The sequence below is a fragment of the Amycolatopsis nivea genome, assembly GCF_004522235.1.
Classification (GTDB): domain Bacteria; phylum Actinomycetota; class Actinomycetes; order Mycobacteriales; family Pseudonocardiaceae; genus Amycolatopsis; species Amycolatopsis nivea.
On record NZ_SDLT01000007.1, the window covers coordinates 139,278 to 158,067 of the forward strand.

At 67.8% G+C, this 18,790-nt stretch carries 18 protein-coding genes, 1 pseudogene and 1 riboswitch; of the genes and pseudogenes, 7 read left to right on the forward strand and 12 right to left on the reverse strand.

Annotated features, from left to right (window positions below; genetic code table 11):
* Nucleotides 1-3 precede the first annotated feature (3 nt).
* On the reverse strand, nt 4-1,800 hold the full coding sequence (locus tag EIZ44_RS10800) for an Hsp70 family protein (protein WP_134728471.1): 1,797 nt from the start codon (nt 1,798-1,800) through the stop codon (nt 4-6).
* Nucleotides 1,801-1,932: 132 nt separating this feature from the next.
* On the opposite strand from EIZ44_RS10800, the gene EIZ44_RS10805 reads away from it, so the two are divergent.
* Both EIZ44_RS10805 and EIZ44_RS10810 read left to right on the forward strand, forming a co-directional pair.
* On the forward strand, nt 1,933-2,358 hold the full coding sequence (locus EIZ44_RS10805; RefSeq protein WP_134728472.1) for a helix-turn-helix domain-containing protein: 426 nt from the start codon (nt 1,933-1,935) through the stop codon (nt 2,356-2,358).
* Nucleotides 2,359-2,415: 57 nt separating this feature from the next.
* The gene (locus tag EIZ44_RS10810; RefSeq protein WP_134728473.1) at nt 2,416-2,808 is read left to right on the forward strand and encodes a hypothetical protein; all 393 of its coding nucleotides are present in this window, start codon (nt 2,416-2,418) and stop codon (nt 2,806-2,808) included.
* Here the strand turns inward: EIZ44_RS10810 and EIZ44_RS10815 are convergent.
* Entirely contained in the window at nt 2,805-3,803 is a 999-nt protein-coding gene (locus tag EIZ44_RS10815) for a protein kinase family protein (protein ID WP_134728474.1), read from the reverse strand. The genes EIZ44_RS10810 and EIZ44_RS10815 overlap by 4 nt on opposite strands.
* Before the next feature lie 63 nt (nt 3,804-3,866).
* The gene (locus tag EIZ44_RS10820; RefSeq protein WP_037808241.1) at nt 3,867-6,416 is read right to left on the reverse strand and encodes an ATP-dependent Clp protease ATP-binding subunit; all 2,550 of its coding nucleotides are present in this window, start codon (nt 6,414-6,416) and stop codon (nt 3,867-3,869) included.
* Nucleotides 6,417-6,791: 375 nt separating this feature from the next.
* On the opposite strand from EIZ44_RS10820, the gene EIZ44_RS10825 reads away from it, so the two are divergent.
* Nucleotides 6,792-7,607, forward strand: a complete 816-nt coding sequence (locus EIZ44_RS10825) for a (2Fe-2S)-binding protein (protein WP_134728475.1) — start codon at nt 6,792-6,794, stop codon at nt 7,605-7,607.
* Between the two features lie 18 nt (nt 7,608-7,625).
* Here the strand turns inward: EIZ44_RS10825 and EIZ44_RS10830 are convergent, their stop codons facing one another.
* Complete coding sequence (locus EIZ44_RS10830) at nt 7,626-8,195, reverse strand: TIGR03086 family metal-binding protein (protein ID WP_134728476.1); 570 nt, start codon at nt 8,193-8,195, stop codon at nt 7,626-7,628.
* Between the two features lie 68 nt (nt 8,196-8,263).
* On the opposite strand from EIZ44_RS10830, the gene EIZ44_RS10835 reads away from it, so the two are divergent.
* Nucleotides 8,264-9,091, forward strand: coding sequence for a helix-turn-helix domain-containing protein (locus tag EIZ44_RS10835; RefSeq protein WP_134728477.1), 828 nt, complete (start codon nt 8,264-8,266; stop codon nt 9,089-9,091).
* Between the two features lie 119 nt (nt 9,092-9,210).
* Here the strand turns inward: EIZ44_RS10835 and EIZ44_RS10840 are convergent, their stop codons facing one another.
* Entirely contained in the window at nt 9,211-9,564 is a 354-nt protein-coding gene (locus tag EIZ44_RS10840; protein ID WP_037354752.1) for a histone-like nucleoid-structuring protein Lsr2, read from the reverse strand.
* A gap of 162 nt (nt 9,565-9,726) precedes the next feature.
* Nucleotides 9,727-11,235 (reverse strand): lysine--tRNA ligase, encoded by a 1,509-nt coding sequence (gene lysS, locus EIZ44_RS10845; protein WP_134728478.1) that lies wholly within the window; start codon nt 11,233-11,235, stop codon nt 9,727-9,729.
* Nucleotides 11,236-11,317: 82 nt separating this feature from the next.
* On the opposite strand from lysS, the gene EIZ44_RS10850 reads away from it, so the two are divergent.
* Together EIZ44_RS10850 and EIZ44_RS10855 are read left to right on the forward strand one after the other, a co-directional pair.
* A complete protein-coding gene (locus EIZ44_RS10850) occupies nt 11,318-12,082 on the forward strand; it encodes a class I SAM-dependent methyltransferase (RefSeq protein ID WP_240691267.1) in 765 nt (254 codons plus the stop codon).
* A gap of 49 nt (nt 12,083-12,131) precedes the next feature.
* Nucleotides 12,132-12,194: riboswitch (guanidine-III (ykkC-III) riboswitch) on the forward strand.
* Between the two features lie 33 nt (nt 12,195-12,227).
* Nucleotides 12,228-12,542, forward strand: a complete 315-nt coding sequence (locus tag EIZ44_RS10855; protein ID WP_037808251.1) for a DMT family transporter — start codon at nt 12,228-12,230, stop codon at nt 12,540-12,542.
* Nucleotides 12,543-12,545: 3 nt separating this feature from the next.
* Here EIZ44_RS10855 and EIZ44_RS10860 read toward each other — a convergent pair whose 3' ends face one another.
* The gene (locus tag EIZ44_RS10860; protein WP_134728480.1) at nt 12,546-13,400 is read right to left on the reverse strand and encodes a sigma-70 family RNA polymerase sigma factor; all 855 of its coding nucleotides are present in this window, start codon (nt 13,398-13,400) and stop codon (nt 12,546-12,548) included.
* Nucleotides 13,401-13,488: 88 nt separating this feature from the next.
* On the opposite strand from EIZ44_RS10860, the gene EIZ44_RS10865 reads away from it, so the two are divergent.
* Nucleotides 13,489-14,223: an SDR family oxidoreductase gene (locus EIZ44_RS10865; protein ID WP_134728481.1), complete on the forward strand. Its 735-nt coding sequence runs from the start codon at nt 13,489-13,491 to the stop codon at nt 14,221-14,223.
* On the opposite strand, the gene EIZ44_RS10870 is transcribed toward EIZ44_RS10865, so the two are convergent.
* The 5 genes and pseudogenes from EIZ44_RS10870 to EIZ44_RS10890 all read right to left on the reverse strand — a co-directional run bounded on the left by EIZ44_RS10870 (nt 14,220) and on the right by EIZ44_RS10890 (nt 18,721).
* A complete protein-coding gene (locus EIZ44_RS10870) occupies nt 14,220-14,993 on the reverse strand; it encodes a type III pantothenate kinase (RefSeq protein WP_037808260.1) in 774 nt (257 codons plus the stop codon). The two genes, EIZ44_RS10865 and EIZ44_RS10870, sit on opposite strands and share 4 nt — an antisense overlap.
* 47 nt (nt 14,994-15,040) lie before the next feature.
* Nucleotides 15,041-15,535, reverse strand: coding sequence for an aspartate 1-decarboxylase (panD, locus tag EIZ44_RS10875; RefSeq protein WP_043827144.1), 495 nt, complete (start codon nt 15,533-15,535; stop codon nt 15,041-15,043).
* 12 nt (nt 15,536-15,547) lie between these two features.
* On the reverse strand, nt 15,548-16,456 hold the full coding sequence (panC, locus tag EIZ44_RS10880) for a pantoate--beta-alanine ligase (protein ID WP_037808266.1): 909 nt from the start codon (nt 16,454-16,456) through the stop codon (nt 15,548-15,550).
* A pseudogene (locus EIZ44_RS10885) lies at nt 16,453-17,367 on the reverse strand (Rossmann-like and DUF2520 domain-containing protein); the annotation flags it as partial. The pseudogene EIZ44_RS10885 and the gene panC, both read right to left, overlap by 4 nt.
* A gap of 247 nt (nt 17,368-17,614) precedes the next feature.
* Nucleotides 17,615-18,721, reverse strand: coding sequence for a PrsW family intramembrane metalloprotease (locus EIZ44_RS10890; protein ID WP_134728482.1), 1,107 nt, complete (start codon nt 18,719-18,721; stop codon nt 17,615-17,617).
* Nucleotides 18,722-18,790: the final 69 nt, after the last annotated feature.

The window sequence follows — 18,790 nt, forward strand, 5'->3', positions numbered from 1 at the left end:
GTTCTATTCGCCAGGCTGGACGGTCTTCTCGAAGAACTGCACCAGGTCCTGTGGCCGGCGGCTGGTGTGCGACGGGCTGGTGTCCATCACCGTGCCGACGACCGGAATGCCGTCGGCCTGGTAGATCAGCAGCCCGAGCTTCGGCCCGACTCCCGCGACGTAACGGCCGCTCAGCCCGGTGCGAGTGCGCCAGGTGTCGGTCTCGATGCGGCCTGCCATGTCCTTGCGCGCGCTCGGCTCGACCTGGGCGAGGGTGAGCCCTTCGTGGAACGCGACGGTGGTCTTGTCCGGGAAGCGGCATAGCGCGCTGCGAACCGCGCCTAGGGCTTTCGCCAGTTCCGGGTCGTCGGAGCAGGTGGCGCGGGTTTGGATGGTCGGACCGGCCAGGCGGCGGATGCACTTCGTGAGGCCGTTTTCGCCGGGGAGCGCTGGTTGTGAACCAGCGCAGGTGGTGGTGTTCGGCGGGACGACTGGCTGGTTGGCCGCGGGCTTGTCGTCGCCGCGGGTGGCGAGGACAGCGGTCACGATCCCGGCGACGACGAGCACAGTCAGGGCGATCGCGCCGATGATCAGCGGTTTGCGGGACTTCTTCTGGTGCGGCTGCTGCCATCCCGGCGGGGGCGGCATGGGGGCTGGGGGCCGCTGGTTCAGCTGCTGGGCAGGCTGTCGCGGGACAGGCTGCTGCTGCATGGGCTGTTGCTGCACGGGCGGCCAAGATGCCGGTGCAGGCGCGGGCATGGGCGCTGCCGGACGCACGTCCACGTGATGCAAGCCGAACGCGACCGCCGTCTCCGGCTGGTCCTCGGTAGTCGGCACCACGCCCAGCGTCGACCCGACCAGCGAAGCCAGCAACGGCATCCGGCTGGGCCCACCGACCAGATACACGCCCCCGAGCCGATCCGGCGTAAGCCCGGCCCGGGCGATCGTCGCCGCGAGCATTTCCGCACTGCGCAACAGATTCGGCCGAACCAACGCTTCCAATTCGGCGCGGGTGACGAGAACGTCGCCGAACGGATCCGGCATCGGCACCTCAGTGTGCGCGTGCCGGGAAAGACTTTCCTTGGCGTCGCGGACGTCTTGAAGCAACACCCGCCGCAACCGCCGGTCACTGGTCGTCTGCGGACGAAGAAGCCGTTGCCACTGCGCCGGATCCGCATGCGACACGGACCGTCCAATGTGGACCAGCAAGGCTTGGTCGATGTCGAGACTGCCGAGATCCGGCAACCCGTCCTCCGCAAGAACCGCGGTACCCGCGCCGACGACAGCACAGTCGAACGTGCCCGCGCCGAGGTCGTACACCGCGATCGGCCCGCTAGGCGCACCCGTTTCGCGGAGAGTCGCGTAATGCGCCGCCGCCGCGACCGGCTCCGGCACCAACCGCGCCTGAACGAACCCGGCTTTCCCCGCCGCGGCCCGGAGCGTCTGCTGCCGCTGCGCACCCCAGCCGGCCGGATGCGACAACCGCACCTCGTCCGGAACCCCGGAGAGCTGCCGCTCGGCCTCCTCGCCCATCCGCCGCAACACGGCAGCGAACGCGTCGACAACCGGCACCGGCCGATCGCCGAGCAGCAGCTCACCGTCGTCGATCCGCCGCTTGGGATTGGGCTCGAACCGGCTGGGATCCAGCCGAGCCCGCCGCTCCGCGTCCTGCCCGACGACGAGCCGCCCGTCCTCCTCCGCATACACCGCGGAAGACATGGTGACCGACCCGTCAACCTCAATAGCCCGCGGCCCGCGCCCGAAGGCCGCCAAGACGCCGACCGTGCCGGAAGTACCGAAGTCGATCGACAGGACGTCCACGCAGTTCCCCTCCCAAAACCCCATCGCATCGTCTCATGAGCCCTGGTGACAGATATAACTGAAACCAAGTTGCCAAAATAAGTGAAGCTGAGGCACACTTGGGTACGTCAACAGCCGTGAAGCGGAGAGATCATGACACCGACCACCACCGCGCGAGAGTCATTGTTCGCGACCCCGCGCGCCCAGCAGGAGGCACACGCCGCCGCGGAACTGATCGCCGACGCGGGCAGCCAGGTCACGCTCGACGGCGTCGAACTGGGTGGCGAGATCCGCGAACTGCTGCGCCAGATCATCTCCATCGTGGCCGAGGGCGGAACCGTGACCGTCGGCGCGATGCCGGAGGTCATCACCACCACCGTGGCCGCGGAATTGCTCGGAATCTCCAGGACCACGCTGATGAAACACGTCCGCGCCGGCGACCTGCCAAGCACCCGAACCGGCAGCCACACCAAACTTCGCCGCGACGACGTTCTCGCCTTCCGCCGGGAACGACTGCGCAAACAACGAGACGCGTTGAACGACCTGCTCGCGATCGAAGACCAACTCGGCATCGAATAGTCAGAATCGAACAGGAGGGGCCGCCCCGCGAAAATTTCGCCCTCGTATCGTGGTGCGATGCCCACTCGCGTGCTTCCCGATGCCAATGTCCTGCACGCCAGAACGCTCCGAGACTGGCTGCTTCTGCTCAAGGACACGGGAAACGCAAGCATGTTCCACGTTTTCTACACCGAGGACATTCTCGCAGAGACCATCCAGAGCATCCGCAGGCGAAATTCCGGCCTCAGCGGAACCGAGATCACCAAAGTCCGGGACGCGATCGCCGGAACGATGGACGGCCGGATCGACGACTACCCGTCTGGGCAGGACGCTGTTGCTCTGACCGATCCCTTCGATCGGCACATCCACGCAGCCGCCGTCGCCGGATCCTCGATTACGAGATCTACACCTCGAACGAATTCTTCGCGCGCATCGATGATTCGTCGCCGCGAGATCGCGTTCGATATTTAGTCGCGCCTACCCGCGAAAACCTCCGCCGGAAAAGGCGTCTCCCGGTCCTCCAGCAACCGCCCGTAAAAGGCGTTCATCTCCACCGCCACCGCGGCATGGCGAGCCACCACTTCAGCAACCGGCGAGGGCAACGAAAGCTCCCCGGCAGCCGCGCGGCGGACCGCGGTCAGGCGGCTCTCTCGGTCCCACGTCCCGCACACCTCGGTCACCAGCCAGTTCACCAGATACATCGACCCGTAAGCCCGGTCATGCCCCGCATTCAGCTCCGCGAACGCCATCTCCTCCGCGGTCAGATCGAACCGGCGCGCGAAGGACAAGCCGAAATCGGTCAGGACGAACCGGTCGCCGTCGGTCAGGAAGTTCTCGAAGTGGTTGTCGAAGTGCAGAACTCCCTGTGCACGAAGGAACGAGAGCGTCTCGGCGACCTGTTCGGCAAGGCGCTCGATCTGATCCAGATGGCCAGGCAGCCACCGATGCACATCGGTCGGGAAATACTCGCAGAACAAAACAACACTCGACGAAGCATCCCGCAATTCCGTGAGCCGCCTGCGGACCGCTAAGGAACCGCCCCAGTACTCGACATCTTCTTCCAACGGACGGTCTGGCACCCGGCCCGAGGGGACCGGCAGGATCCGCCAATGGTGCAGCAGTGGGAAGTTCTCGCACGCGCCACTGAGGACCCAGCCGTTCGCCATGGTGTGCAGCGCCAGTTCCCGCCACGCCGAGCCCTCCGGCGAACCTAGGCCGTAATGGCAAAAGGCAGGCAGGCCATAGAGATTCGCCGTCGAATGCGGATGCTGCCGCTCCAGTGCGGTGAGCGGCACCCGCTTCGCGAAGACTGGGACTCCATCGACATCCAGCCGGGCGCCGGTGCCGCCGATTCCTTCGGACAGCACCTCGGCGGATTCCAGCCGTTCGGTGAGCTGCCGGTCGCTCAGCAGCGAAAGACCGGCACTCGCCATGGCGTGCCGCGAGATTCTCGAAGAAGACCCCATAACCCGACAATAGAGAAAAGGGCGGCCCCCAAACCTGGGAGCCGCCCTTTTTCCTTGCTTAACTCACTCGTTCTCGGCTTCGCCGTTCTCGGCGGCGCCGATGCTCACCGGCGGAGCGTCGGGAACCGAGGACGGACGCTTCTCCCCGCGGAAGGTGAAGTGCGCCTCGTCGTCGCGGTCTTCCGGGTTGCCGCTCCAGCCCTCGACGTCGACCACGATGATCTGACCCGCTTCGACCTCGCCGAAGAGGATCTTCTCCGACAGCTGGTCCTCGATCTCGCGCTGGATCGTGCGACGCAGCGGCCGGGCGCCGAGCACCGGGTCGAAGCCGCGCTTGGCCAGCAGCGCCTTCGCCTTTTCGGTGAGCTCGATCTCCATGTCCTTGGCCTTGAGTTGCGTCTCGACCCGGCCGATCATCAGATCCACCATCTGGATGATCTGTTCCTGGTTGAGCTGGTGGAAGACGATGATGTCGTCGATCCGGTTCAGGAACTCCGGGCGGAAATGCTTCTTCATTTCCTCGTTGACCTTCTGCTTCATCTTCTCGTAGCGGTTCGTCGAATCCGCTCCGGAGGAGAAGCCGAGGCTCACGGACTTCGAGATGTCCGAGGTGCCCAGGTTCGAGGTGAAGATCAGCACGGTGTTCTTGAAGTCGACCGTGCGGCCCTGACCGTCGGTGAGGCGGCCGTCTTCGAGCACCTGCAGGAGGGTGTTGTAGATCTCCTGGTGCGCCTTTTCGATCTCGTCGAAAAGCACCACCGAGAACGGCTTGCGCCGCACCTTCTCGGTCAGCTGCCCGCCCTCTTCGTAGCCGACGTAGCCCGGAGGGGCGCCGAAGAGCCGCGAAGCGGTGTAGCGGTCGTGGAACTCGCCCATGTCGATCTGGATGAGCGCGTCGTCCTCGCCGAACAGGAAGGACGCCAGCGCCTTCGACAGCTCGGTCTTACCGACACCGGACGGGCCGGCGAAGATGAACGAACCGGACGGGCGCTTCGGGTCCTTCAGACCCGCACGCGTACGGCGGATCGCCTGGGAGACGGCCTTGACCGCGTCCTCCTGGCCGATGATGCGCTTGTGGAGTTCGTCCTCCATGCGCAGCAGCCGGGTGGTCTCCTCCTCGGTGAGCTTGAACACCGGGATGCCGGTCCAGTTGGCCAGCACCTCCGCGATCTGCTCGTCGTCCACCTCGGCGACGACGTCGAGGTCGCCGTCCTTCCACTGCTTCTCCCGCTCGCCCTTCTGGCCGAGGAGCTGCTTCTCCTCGTCGCGAAGGCGCGCGGCCCGCTCGAAGTCCTGCGCGTCGATCGCGGACTCCTTGTCCCGGCGCACGTCGGCGATCTTCTCGTCGAACTCGCGCAGGTCCGGCGGAGCGGTCATCCGGCGGATGCGCATCCGGGCCCCGGCCTCGTCGATCAGGTCGATCGCCTTGTCCGGCAGGAACCGGTCGTTGATGTAGCGGTCGGCCAGCGTCGCGGCCGCGACCAGCGCCGAGTCGGTGATCGAGACGCGGTGGTGCGCCTCGTACCGGTCGCGCAGGCCCTTCAGGATCTCGATCGTGTGCTCGAGCGACGGCTCGCCCACCTGGATCGGCTGGAAGCGGCGCTCCAGCGCGGCGTCCTTCTCGATGTACTTGCGGTACTCCTCGAGCGTGGTCGCGCCGATCGTCTGCAGCTCGCCGCGGGCCAGCATCGGCTTCAGGATCGACGCCGCGTCGATCGCGCCCTCGGCGGCGCCCGCGCCGACGAGCGTGTGCAGCTCGTCGATGAACAGGATGATGTCGCCGCGGGTCTTGATCTCCTTGAGCACCTTCTTCAGGCGCTCTTCGAAGTCACCGCGGTACCGGGAACCGGCGACCAGCGAGCCGAGGTCGAGGGTGTAGAGCTGCTTGTCCTTGAGCGTCTCGGGCACCTCGCCCTTGACGATGCTCTGCGCGAGCCCCTCGACGACGGCGGTCTTGCCGACGCCGGGCTCGCCGATGAGCACCGGGTTGTTCTTGGTCCGGCGGGACAGCACCTGCATGACCCGCTCGATCTCCTTGCCGCGCCCGATGACCGGGTCGAGCTTGCCCTCGCGGGCGAGCACGGTCATGTTGCGGCCGAACTGGTCGAGCACCAGCGAGGAGGACGGGGTGCCCTCGCCGCGGCCGGAACCGCTCTCGGCGGACTTCTCGCCGGTCTGGTAGCCCGACAGGAGCTGCAGCACCTGCTGGCGGACCCGGTTGAGGTCCGCGCCCAGCTTCACGAGCACCTGGGCGGCGACGCCCTCGCCCTCGCGGATCAGGCCGAGCAGGATGTGCTCCGTGCCGATGTAGTTGTGGCCGAGCTGCAGCGCCTCGCGCAGCGACAGCTCCAGCACCTTCTTCGCCCGCGGCGTGAACGGGATGTGCCCGCTCGGCGCCTGCTGGCCCTGGCCGATGATCTCCTCGACCTGCTGGCGCACGCCCTCGAGGGCGATGCCCAGCGACTCCAGCGCCTTGGCGGCGACACCCTCACCCTCGTGGATCAGACCCAGGAGGATGTGCTCGGTGCCGATGTAGTTGTGGTTGAGCATCCGGGCCTCTTCTTGGGCCAGGACGACCACCCGCCTCGCGCGGTCGGTGAACCTCTCAAACATGCGCACTCCCTCGACTGCTGCGTCGGCGGCCCGTAACCTCCGCGGATCGCGTCCGCGGCGGACAGCACCGTGAGACCACTCTAGTAGCCAAGCGGTCGCGCTTGCGTACCACTACGGCAACCGGGCAGCCCCTTCGCACCCGGACGGCGACCCGGTCGGTCACCGCTGCTCATCCGGTTGCGCTGCACCTTTACTCCCTCTCGAACGTACGGGACCGGATCAGGATTCCGCCCCGGCACCCCTGTCCGCTCAGCGCGAACACCCCCGCGCGTCCGGGTGGTCTCACCCCTTGGCCACCCGATTGGCGCAATGCCGCGCCGTAGGTAAGGTTAGGCACACCTAATGCAGGCTGTGCCCAGAACAGGGGGTGGACCGGTGAACCCGCAGCGCTCGCGCGACGACGCCCGCGAGATCGGCGACGGTCTCGCGTCCTCCCTGCTGCGCACCAGCGCCCGGTACGAACTGCGCCGCGACGTCCCCGAGGGCTGGTTCCGCTGCGCTGACCTCCTGGAACAGCCCGAGCTGTTCGCCGAGTGGCGGTCCCGGCTGACCGACTGGCTCCTCGACCAGCACGGCGCGGCACCCGCGCGCACAGCGGCCAGCTACGTGACGTCTTGGTACCTGTACGTCCCCGCGTACGTGGGCGCGCTGCTGCTGCACCACGAGCGCCGGGTGCCGTCACTGAAGCCGGAGCAGCTCGCGTTTGGCCTCGGCCCCGACCGGCCGCATCCCGAGGGCATGGCCGTGCTCAGCGACGCCTTCTACTGCCTGCCCACCGACCCGGGCGGCGTCCGCCCCGAGGCGACCGTCGTCCGCGACGAGCGCGCGCTGGCCGCGGTGCTGCGCGCGCAGTTCGTCGGCCACGCTGCCCGCTTCGTCCGCGCCTACGCCCCCGGCACCCGGCTCGGCCGCCGCATGCTCTGGGCGGCCGCCACAGACGCGCTGGACGGCGCGCTGTGGCGGGTTGGCCGGCAAGGTGGGACAGCCGAGGCCGAAGGCGCTGGCGTCGCGGATGCCGCGCTCGTGCTCGACGCGCAGTACCGCCCGCTGACCTCGGCGTCCACCTTGCGAATGGCGGTCAACGAGGACGGACACCGGGTTTGGGAGCGCCGCCGGGAGAGCTGTTGCTTCTCCTATCTCCTACCCGGCGAGGCGGAATGCGACAGCTGTCCGCGCACCTGCCCCCGATGATCTCCATCGAGTGATATTTCAGGCGTACGGGTCCCGGCCCGTCGCGCCCAGCGCCCGATGCAGCACCGGCGCGGTTTCCGGCACCGCGACTTCCGGGCCGAAGACGCCGCCCTTGCGGGCCTGCTCGCCCATCCCCGCCGCGAACGCGAGGACAACCTCGGCAGTTTCGTCCGGACAGTTCAGCTCCGTGCCGCTCGCCCGCGTCAGGTCCCAGGCGTGCAGGACGAGTTCGCCGAGCACCATGTCACCGACGACCGCGGCGGGCAGCTCGGAACCGCCGAAGGTGATGGTGCCGGTCCACGCCTCCGCCGGGGCGAGCGCGGCGAGCACGTCGTCGGTCATCGCTTCCAACGCCTTCGGCCAGTCGTCGCCGACGAGGGACGCCTCGGCTTCGGTCGGCGCGGGCGGTTCGTAAGGCTCGTGCCGGATCGCGGCGGCCAGCCACGGGCCCCAGTAGAGAAGGTGGTTGAGGAGGCCGCGCACGTCGTAGTCGGCGCACGCGGTGGGCGCGGTCAGCGACGGGGCGGCCGCCGCGACGCGCCGCAGTTCGGCGGCGGCCGGGGCGAGCAGTCCGGAGTGATTCGACATGCTCCCGAGCCAACCACCCGGGTTCGGCGGCCGTCTTGAAATTACGCGACGCACTACTGTTTTCAGCCATGCGGCGGATCCCGAGCGGCATCCTGAACGAGCGGACGGCTCGCACCAAGTTCACGCTGACCCGGCATCCGCCCGCCCCGGAACTGCGCGAATTCGTGGAACACCACTGGATCCTGCGCTGGGACCTGCCCGAACCCCACGACCAGCACGTGCTGCCGAATCTGTCGGTGCACGTGACGTTCTTTCCCGGCGCGTGCGGGGTTTACGGTCCGGCGCACCAGCTTTTCACGCACCGGCTCACCGGACGCGTGCACGGGATCGGGGCGAGGATCCGGCCCGGCTGTTTCCGCCCGTTCCTCGACGCCCCGGTGCGCACCCTCGCCGATCGCGCGGCGGACGTGGCCGAGGTCTTCGGGCCGGACGCCGCGCTCGCGGAAAAATCCATCCGGAATGCGCGGACCGACGCGGAAATGATCAATGCAATCGACAACTTGCTGATCGCACGCCGCCGTCCCATTCCGCGAGCGACCCGGGCGGCCGCCGACGCGGTGGAAACAATCGCCGCGGATCCCGGGATCACCAAGGTCGCGGAACTGGCGGCGGCACTCGGACTGTCCGTCCGGGCGGTGCAGCGGTTGTTCGCCGAGCACGTCGGAACAACGCCGAAGTGGGCGATCCGGATTTACCGCCTCAACGAAGCCGCTCGGTTGCTCGCCGCACCGATCCCGCCGGATTACGCAGATCTGGCGACTCGGCTGGGCTATAGCGACCAACCTCACTTCATCCGCGATTTCCGCGCGGTGACCGGAGCGCCTCCCGCGGAGTACGCGCGCTCCGCTCGCCGGCTGATGTCGGGCACGCCGGACGGCGCAAAGCCGGGAAACTAATCCGGAACGCCAAACGGCCGCCGGGAATGTTCCCGACGGCCGTTTGGCAGGCAGTCCCCGAAGGGGGTCTCCGGTTCGCTAACCGGAGGACCGCATCCGCGAGTTCCGGAAATGCCCGGTCAGTTCTTCTTGTGGTAAGCCTCGACGACCTCCGACGGGATGCGCCCGCGGTCGGAAACCTGGAAACCGTTCTTGCGGGCCCACGCGCGAATCGCCTGGTTCTGCTCGCGGTCGACCGCGGCCGGGCGGGCCGGGGACTTGCCGCCGGCGACCGGACGCAGCGGCGCGCGCTTGCGGCCGCCGGCGCGGCGCGCGTGCTCGACATACTGCGCCAGCGCGTCCCGCAGTTCCTCGGCGTTTTCGCTCGACAGGTCGATCTGGTAGCTCACACCGTCCAAACCGAACTCAACGGTCTCTTCCGCCTCACTGCCGTCGAGGTCGTCGACCAGAGAGACCAGCACCTTCTGTGCCATCTGATTCCTCCTGCGGGGCTTGCCCGAATGATCTGGCTACATGATCTGGTTTCGGGGCAAGCCCCGAGCTACAGAAGTCTTTGACACCCATATTAATACCCGCTTGCCCCGCCGTAGGCAAATCCGCATTGAGAAAATCCGACCGTGCGACGGGGCCGCGACCTATTCAGGGCGTACGAGCGGGAAGAGGATCGTCTCCCGGATACCGAGCCCGGTCAGTGCCATGAGCAGCCGGTCGATCCCCATTCCGACCCCGCCGCTCGGCGGCATTCCGTACTCGAGCGCGCGGAGGAAATCCTCGTCGAGACGCATGGCCTCGCTATCCCCGGCAGCGGCGAGCCGCGCCTGTTCGGTGAGCCGCTGCCGTTCCACGACCGGATCCACCAGCTCGGAGTATCCGGTGGCGAGTTCGAATCCGCGCACGTACAGGTCCCACTTCTCGGCCACGCCCGCGCGGGTGCGGTGCTGCCGGGTGAGCGGAGACGTCTCGAGCGGGAAATCGCGGACAAATGTGGGGGCGTGCAGTCCGTCGCCGACGAGATGTTCCCACAGTTCCTCAACGAGTTTGCCGTGCGCTAGCTTGGGATCCACCTCGATCTCGCGCGCCGCGGCGATCTTGTGCAGTGCTTCGGCGGGAGTATCCGGCGTCACTTCCTCGCCGAGCGCTTCCGAGAGCGACTCGTACATGCCGAGTGTCGTCCATTCGCCGGAAAGGTCGTACTCGGTTCCGTCGGCGAGAGTGACGACCTGGGTGCCGAGCACGTTCTCCGCGGCCTCCTGGATGAGTTCGCGCGTCATCACGGCATTCGTGTCGTAAGTGGCGTACGCCTCGTAGTACTCCAGCATCGCGAACTCCGGCGAGTGCGAGGAGTCGCTGCCCTCGTTGCGGAAGTTCCGGTTGATCTCGAAAACCTTCTCGATGCCGCCGACCACACAGCGCTTGAGGTACAGCTCCGGCGCGATGCGCAGGAACAGCTCGAGGTCGAAGGCATTGGAATGCGTGACGAACGGCCGGGCCGCGGCTCCGCCGTGCAGCGTCTGCAGCATCGGCGTCTCGACCTCGGTGAATCCCCGGCGGTGGAACGACTCGCGCAGCGAACGCATCACGCCGGAGCGCGTGCGCACCACGTCGCGCGCCTTCGGCCGCATAATCAGATCGACATAACGCTGCCGGATTCGCGTTTCCTCGGCCAGCTCCTTGAACGCCACCGGCAGCGGGCGCAGCGACTTCGCCGCGATCTGCCAGCTGTCGGCCAGCACGGAAAGCTCGCCGCGCTTCGAGGTGATCACCTCGCCGTGCACGAATACGTGGTCGCCGAGATCGACAGTGGACTTCCACGAGGCGAGCGACTCGGCGCCGACCTGCGCGAGACTCAGCATCGCCTGCAGTTCCGTGCCGTCGCCCTCACGAAGAGTGGCGAAACACAGTTTGCCCGTATTGCGGAGAAACATGACGCGACCGGTGACGCCGACCGACTGACCGGTGCTGGTGTCGGCTTCGAGACCGGAATGTTCGGCACGGATCTGCGCGAGAGTGTGCGTACGCGGAACCTCTACCGGGTAAGGATCGGCGCCCTCCGCGATTATCCGGTCGCGCTTGTCCCGGCGCACCCGCATCTGTTCGGGCAGGTCGTCATCGGGCAGTGCGTCGGACGCGGGGAATTCGGTCATGGCCATAGCGTACGAAGCCGCTGGTGAACCGCGTCAACCGGATTCCCCTACCGGGGCACTCACGGTATTAGGGTGGTTACTCGTGAGCGATCCCGGCACTGATGCGGAACTGCACGCCCGGCGGGCTTCTTCGTTCGGCGACCAGGCGGGCGCCTACGCCCGGCACCGGCCGGACTATCCCCTGGCCGCACTCGAATGGGGGATGTCCGGAGCAAATCGACCGGTACGTGAGGTGCTGGACCTCGCGGCGGGCACCGGAAAACTCACCGAGGGACTGGCCGGCCTCGGCCGCTCGGTGACCGCGGTGGAGCCCGATCCGGACATGCTCGCCGAACTGTCCCGGCGACTGCCGGACGTTCCCGCGCTGCTCGGCAAGGCCGAGGACATTCCGCTTCCGGACGCGTCGGTGGACGCGGTGTTCATCGGACAGGCCCTGCACTGGTTCGATTTGGCGCCGGCGTTCGCGCAGATCCGCCGGGTGCTGCGGCCGGGAGGGGCCGTCGTGGCGCTATGGAATCACGACGACGAATCAGTGCCGTGGGTGCTCGAATTCGCCCGGATCATCCGCACGGGCATCAGCCGCTACCTCGCCGGCGCGGAACAAACGCTGCGCGCGGACGGCTTCGGCCCGTTCGAACAGGAGCGGTTCGCCCACCAGCACCGCCGCTCGATCGATTCGCTGCTGGCGACCGTGTCCACGCATTCGCATCTGCTCGTCGCTTCGGAGCCGGACCGCGACCGGACGCTCGCGCGAGCCAGGGAGTACCTGGAATCCGTTCCGGAGACGGGAACAGGCGAATTCGACTATCCACTGGTCACGACGGTGATGCGGGCTCGCCGGGGCTGAGCGGCGACCGAAATCACCACCTCGCCGCGGGCCGGGAGTGCTAATTTCGGAAGCGGCGGTGCTCCCGCCCCGGACGAGCGCGTCGTACCCGGTGACGACAAGACGGCGCAGTGAACGCATCCGTCACTGCGAAAGGTTCTCGATCATGGCCTGGCTCGTTCTTGTTGTTTCCGGATTTCTCGAAACCGTGTGGGCCGCGGCGCTCGGCGCCTCGAAAGGCTTCAGCAGGCTCTGGCCGAGCGTGCTGTTCGGCGGCGCGCTGCTGCTCAGCATGTCCGGCCTCGCGTATTCATTGCGCGAAATTCCGCTCGGCACCGGATACGCGGTGTGGGTCGGCATCGGCGCGGTGGGAACCGCGGTGTACGGGATCGTCGCGATGAACGATCCGCTCACCGTCGGTCGGATCACCTGCCTCGTGCTGATTGTCGCCGGGGTCGTCGGGCTGAAACTGTTCCACTGAGGTTCATCCGAGCGCGATCTCCAGCCCGCGCAGCCGCTCCGGCGCGGAAATCACGTCGATCCCGGCAATCAGGTCGCCGTCGAAAACGAACTTGAGGACCACGGCCAGCCTGCCGCGCGGGGCGAGCACCAATCCGGGAACGCCGTCGACCACCGCGACCTGCGTGCTGCGCGCCATTTCCGAAGCGAGCAGCGCGCCCTTGCTGACCGCTCGGACACCGCGCAGCACCACCGGGGCCGCGCTGGTGTCCGAGTGCAGCACGACGTCTGGGTCGAGCACCTTCAGCAGTCCCGCGAAGTCTCCCTCGCGAGCCGCGGCCAGATACGCCTCGACGACCCCACGCCGCTTGCTCGCATCAGCCGGTCCGGCTTCTCCGCCACGCACCCGGCGACGGGCTCGGCTGGCCAGCTGCCGGACCGCCGCCGGATTGCGGTCCAGGATCTGCGCGATGTCCTCGAAGGGCACGGCGAACATGTCGTGCAGCACGAACGCGATCCGCTCGGCCGGGCCGAGGACGTCGAGCACTACCAGCATCGCCAGGCCGACGGAATCGGCCAGCTGGGCTTCTTCGGCGAGGTCCGCGCCGTCGTCGCCGCGGTCGAGGGGGAACGCGTCCAGCGAATCCTCCCGACGGCGTTCGCGCGTGCGCAACAGGTTCAGGCACACCCGCGCGACCACAGTCGTGAGCCAGGCAGGCAAATTCTGCACTGCGGAAAGGTCCGCGCTGTCGACGCGCAGCCAGGCTTCCTGCACCGCGTCGTCGGCCTCGCTCAGCGACCCGAGCATCCGGTAAGCGACTCCGCGCAGCCGTGGACGTTGCTCCTCGAATTGAGCCGCGAGCAGGCTTTTCTCGTCCACGTGTCACATCTCCTTCACGGCCGGGTTCATCCCAGTAGGACACCCCCAGTGCCCAAGCCCAGCGGCACTGTACCCGGAAGGAATTGTCATGACGACGATCTTGGTCACCGGCGGCACCGGAACCCTCGGCAAACTGGTCGTTCCCGCGCTCGGCGACGCGAAGGTGCGCGTCCTCAGCCGCACCGCGAACGGTCCCGACCGGTTCGCGTGCGACCTGATGACCGGCGATGGACTGGCTCCCGCGATCGACGGCGCCGACGTCGTCGTGCACCTGGCGGGCGGTCCGAAGGGCGACGACGTCGCGACGGGGAATCTGGTCCGCGCGGCCGAACGCGCCGGAGTCGGCCATCTGGTTTTCATTTCGGTGATCGCCGCGGACGTGGTGCCGCTGGGTTATTTCCGCCGCAAGCACGAGGCCGAAAAACTCGTCGCCGCGTCGGATGTGCCCTCGACCATCCTCCGCGCCGCCCAGTTCCACGGTTTCTGCCTCAATGCCGTGCAGGCGGTGGCGAAACTGCCGGTCGTGCCGGTTCCCGCGATCAATTTCCAGCCGGTCGAGGTCCGGGAGGTGGCCGAGCGGATCGCACAGCTGGCGCTCGGCGATCCGGCCGGACGGGTACGGGATCTGGCCGGGCCCAAGGTGTACGGCATGGGCGAGCTGGTCGACAAGTTTTTGCGGGCTCGCGGACGACGGCGGCTGAAAATGCCGGTGCGCATTCCCGGCGCGGCCGGAAAGGTCTATCGCGCCGACGGCAACCTCAACCTCGACGCGGACACCGGCGCCCGCACGTTCGAGGATTACCTCGCCGAGCAGATCGGCTAACGCACATTCCGTTCGTACACCAGCCGCAGGCCGAGCAGCGTCAGGTCCGGCACGTGCTCCTTGATGGTCTCGGATTCGCCCAGCACCAACGGGGCGAGCCCGCCGGTGGCGATCACCGTGACCGGTTCTGCGCTGTCGTGCTGCAATTCGCGCACGATCCGTCGCACGAGCCCGTCGACCTGGCCGGCGAAGCCGTACAGAATGCCGGACTGCAGGCATTCCACGGTGTTCTTGCCGATCACCGAACGCGGCGGGACGAGTTCCACCTTCCGCAGCGCGGCCGCGCGGGCGGCGAGCGCGTCCACCGAGATCTCGATGCCCGGGGCGAACGCCCCGCCGAGGAATTCGCCCCGGGCCGAGATCGCGTCGACGTTCGTGGAGGTGCCGAAATCGACCACCACGCACGCGGTGGCGTGCAAATGGTGCGCGGCGAGGGTGTTCACGAGCCGGTCCGCGCCGACTTCCTTCGGGTTGTCCACCAGCAGCGCGACGCCGGTGCGCACGCCGGGCTCGACGACGATCTTCGGCACCCGCGCGTAATAGCGGCCGAGCATCACGCGCAATTCCCGCAGCACCGCGGGAACCGTGGACAGCGCGCTGATCCCGGTGACCGCGTCGGCGTGCGGGCCGAGCAGTCCCCGCATGGTCAGCGCGAGTTCGTCCGCGGTCATCTGCGCGTCGGTGCGCATCCGCCAGTCGCCGAGGAGCTCGGTTCCCTGGTAGAGACCGAGATTGATGTTGGTGTTCCCGACGTCGACAGTGAGCAGCAACGAGGTCTTTCCTTACCGCGGCCCGCGAATCGTCCGCCGTCGATCGGTCAGTTTTCGGCGTGCAGCAACGCGTCGAGCCGGCGCGCGTCCGCGGTTTCGGCCACCGGGAAGGTCATCGTGTCCTCTTCGGGCAGCGTGACCGTGCCGCTCAGCAGGCCCGATCCGTCCGGGGCGTGCGCGGGGTCGTCCCCGCGCTCGACGATCCGGTTGTAATCGTCCACAAAGATCACTCGCGGCCGGTACGCGCGCGCCTCCGCGTCGTCCATCTGCCCGTAGGCGATCAGGATGACGAGGTCGCCCGGGTGCACCAGGTGCGCGGCGGCTCCGTTGATGCCGAGCACGCCGCTGCCGCGCTCGCCGGTGATGACGTAGGTTTCCAGCCGGGCGCCGTTCGTGACGTCCACAATGGACACCTGCTCGCCCTCGAGCAGATCGGCGGCCTCCATCAGGTCCTCGTCGACCGTGACCGAGCCCACGTAGTGCAGGTCGGCCTGGGTCACCGTGGCCCGGTGGATCTTCGATTTCAGCATCGTGCGATACATCGTGGACTCTCCCTATTCCCCTGCGTCCGGATCCCCGCTCGGATGTTCCACGGCTTTTCCGAGCAGCACTCCCGCGTTGTCGATCAGCCGGGTACTCCCCACCCGGGCCGCGACCAGCAACCGCGCCTCACCGTCGACGGGCGCCGGCCCCAAATCGGTTCCCCTCAATTCCAGGTAATCCACTTCCACCTGGGGCCGGGCCGCGAGCGTCTTGCGCGCCATGTCCAGCACGGCCTCCGCTCCGTCCCGTCCGACGTGCGCCCCGGCCGACAAAGCGGCCGACAGCACCACGGCGTCTTCCCGTTGTTCCGGCGTCAGGTAGACGTTGCGCGAGGACAGCGCGAGACCGTCCCGTTCCCGGACCGTCGGCACCCCGATGACGCGGGTGTCGATGTTCAGGTCCGCCACCATCCGCTTGATCAGCACCAGCTGCTGGTAGTCCTTCTCCCCGAAGAACGCGTAATCCGGGCGCAGCAGGTTGAACAGCTTCGCGACGACCGTCAGCACCCCGGAGAAATGCCCGGGCCGCACAGCTCCCTCGAGTTCGTCGCCGAGCGGGCCCGGGTTCACGGTGACCATCGCATTGTCCGCGTACAGGTCCGAAGCCTTCGGCGTGAAGGCCAGTTCGACGCCCGCTTCGGACAATGTCGCCAAGTCGGCTTCGAGCTGGCGCGGGTACGCCTCGAAGTCCTCGCCCTCGCCGAACTGCAACGGGTTCACGAAGATCGACGCGGCGACGACGGTGTTCGGCAGCCGCTTCGCGCGGCGCAGCAGCTCGCGGTGGCCGTCGTGCAGCGCGCCCATGGTGGGCACGAGCGCGACCTTCCGGCCGACGCTGCGCAGGCCCCAGCTCACCTTGCTGATGTGCTCGGGCGGCTGGAACGTGTTGAGCGTTCCGCGCTGGAATTTCGGTGTCGTCACGGGGTCTGTCCTTCAGCGGGGTCGGCGAGAAGATCGGTCAGTTCGCCCGCGGCCGCGGGATCGAGCAGGCCCGCCGCGCGGGACCGTTCGGCCGTGCGCCGGGCCAGCGCCCGGTAGGCCGGGGCGATCTGCGGCGCCCGGTCCGTGAGCACGTCGAGGTGCTTGCGGACGGTGCCGAGATCACCACGCGGGACCGGTCCGGTGAGGGCGCGGTCCCCGTGGCGAAGGACATTGTCCAATGCCGCCGAAAGCAGCGGTGCGACGAGTCGTTCCGGATGCCCGATTCCGGCGCCGCGCAAGGTTTCGGTGCAGTCGGCGACCAGCGTCATCAGGTGATTCGCGCCGTGCGCCAGCGCCGCGTGATACAGCGCCCGCGCGGATTCGGGAACCCGCACCGGTTCGGCGCCCATCTCGACGGCGAGCGCCTCGCCGACGTTCCACGCCGCGTCGTCGTCCGGCGCCGCGGTGACGCCGATGCTTGCCGCGACAAGGCGTTCCAGGTCTTCCTCGCGTCCGGTGAAGGTGAGCACCGGATGCAGCGCGAGCGGCAGCGCACCGGCTTCCGCGACCGGGGCCAGCACGTCGATGCCGTGCGCACCCGAGGTGTGCACCACGATCTGGCCCGCGCGTACCGAATTCGTAGCGACCAGACCACGGACGGTGCCGGCGAGCGCGTCGTCGGGCAACGCGAGCAAGACGAGATCCGCTCTCCGCACGACCTCGTCGGGCGGCAGCAAGGGGACATCCGGCAGCAGCCGTTCCGCGCGGTTCAGCGAAGCCGCGGACAGCCCCGAAGCGGCGACTACGGTGTGGCCTGCCCTGGCCAATGCCGCACCGAGGACACTGCCCACGCGGCCGGCGGAAACGACGCCCACGGCAAGGCGGGCCGGTCGGTTCATGGCGTGCGCCTGTGGACGCTCATGGCTCGAAACTCCTCATGTTCGTTCCAGTCCCGCTCTTTTGTCGCGGGTACCAGACGACGGCGCGAGAGTAGCCCCGACCCGGCGGGATCGAGGTGCCCGGGTGACCAGCTTCACCCGGGGCGTCCAATCGCGCCCGTACCTTATTGGCGTTCGGCTTCCCGCGGTCGCCGTGCCCTCGATTCCCCCGGTGGAGCGCTACTTTTGGCACGGTCGAGCTACCCCGGACGGGGAATGTTCACCGACTGTCGCGATTGTTCGCCAATTGCACCGCATCCGCCCGCGCGTCCCGCAGTGCCTGCAACAACTCTTCCTGCCGCTGCCGGTCCTGCTCGGTGCGCAGCCGAGTACGACGAAGGAATGCGAGCTCGGTCACGCTCGCCTGATACCGGCCCACCGCCCGCGCCGCCGCCCGCCCGGACTGCTTGCGCGCCTGCTTCCGCCATTGCCGCCGCCCAGGAAGACTCGCGAGCAACTCGATCTCCGACGGCGCGATCCACCGCGCAGCCGCCATCTTCGGCAACGCGGCGGCGACAATCCGCTGTTCTCGCCGCCGCTGCAACACGATCACGTAGATCGCGGCGATCAGCAGCGGCAAAATCACGAGGAAGTACAAGGTGAGAAAGGACTTCCCGCCGTTGAGCGTGGCCGCCGCGTTCCAGAGCACGTGCAGGAAGACCCCGGCGAGATACCCGGCGAGCGGCGCGAGAATCCGAACCCACCGCTGCGCGTACCGCGCCGCGATCCCGAACCCGATGCCGGTCATAGCGGTGAACAGCGGATGCGTGAACGGCGAAAGCACCCCACGCACGAGGAAAGCGGCAAGCACGCCGGAGCTGGTCCCGTTGCCGAAGCCGTGGTCAGCGAAGGCGCGGCCGAAGTAGTAGATGTTCTCGGTGAAGGCGAACCCAGCGGCCGCGAACCCCGCGTAGACGACGCCGTCGACGATCCCGTCGAATTCCTCGTTGCGCCGCCAGAAGATCAACAGGACAAAAACGCCCTTCGCGGCTTCCTCGACCAGCGGCGCGGAGACGAGCGCACTCACCTTGCTGCCGTTGCCGCCCCCGAGAAGCAGGTCACCGAACGCCTCGGCCCCGGTATTGATCAACAGCGCGGTAACCGTGGCAATGCAAGCGCCCCAAGCGAAAGCAATCAGCAGCAACTTCGCCGGCTCGGGTTCCCAACGATCAACCCAGAGCAACCCGGCAACCACCACGCCGACCGGCACCAACGCAGCGACCACCCCGATCGCGACCGCCAGCCACCCGACGCGCGCAGTCGCGAGCCCGAAGAGAAAAAGCCCGCACAACGCCACGACGATCAACCCGAGCACCGGAAGGAGCACGGTGATATGCCGCGAACGAGAGCCCGTGGACGCAGACCCAGGCGGCGTGGCAGAAAGGGTGCCGTTCAC

What these genes read in the sequence shown, in the direction of transcription:
- EIZ44_RS10865 (WP_134728481.1), top strand. Translation starts at nt 13,489, where the DNA reads ATGACGACGATCTTGGTCACCGGCGGCACCGGAACCCTCGGCAAACTG.
- EIZ44_RS10835 (WP_134728477.1), top strand. Translation starts at nt 8,264, where the DNA reads ATGCGGCGGATCCCGAGCGGCATCCTGAACGAGCGGACGGCTCGCACC.
- lysS (WP_134728478.1), bottom strand. Translation starts at nt 11,235, where the DNA reads ATGACCGAATTCCCCGCGTCCGACGCACTGCCCGATGACGACCTGCCC.
- EIZ44_RS10810 (WP_134728473.1), top strand. Translation starts at nt 2,416, where the DNA reads ATGCCCACTCGCGTGCTTCCCGATGCCAATGTCCTGCACGCCAGAACG.
- EIZ44_RS10855 (WP_037808251.1), top strand. Translation starts at nt 12,228, where the DNA reads ATGGCCTGGCTCGTTCTTGTTGTTTCCGGATTTCTCGAAACCGTGTGG.
- EIZ44_RS10805 (WP_134728472.1), top strand. Translation starts at nt 1,933, where the DNA reads ATGACACCGACCACCACCGCGCGAGAGTCATTGTTCGCGACCCCGCGC.
- EIZ44_RS10820 (WP_037808241.1), bottom strand. Translation starts at nt 6,416, where the DNA reads ATGTTTGAGAGGTTCACCGACCGCGCGAGGCGGGTGGTCGTCCTGGCC.
- EIZ44_RS10830 (WP_134728476.1), bottom strand. Translation starts at nt 8,195, where the DNA reads ATGTCGAATCACTCCGGACTGCTCGCCCCGGCCGCCGCCGAACTGCGG.
- panD (WP_043827144.1), bottom strand. Translation starts at nt 15,535, where the DNA reads ATGTATCGCACGATGCTGAAATCGAAGATCCACCGGGCCACGGTGACC.
- EIZ44_RS10815 (WP_134728474.1), bottom strand. Translation starts at nt 3,803, where the DNA reads ATGGGGTCTTCTTCGAGAATCTCGCGGCACGCCATGGCGAGTGCCGGT.
- EIZ44_RS10840 (WP_037354752.1), bottom strand. Translation starts at nt 9,564, where the DNA reads ATGGCACAGAAGGTGCTGGTCTCTCTGGTCGACGACCTCGACGGCAGT.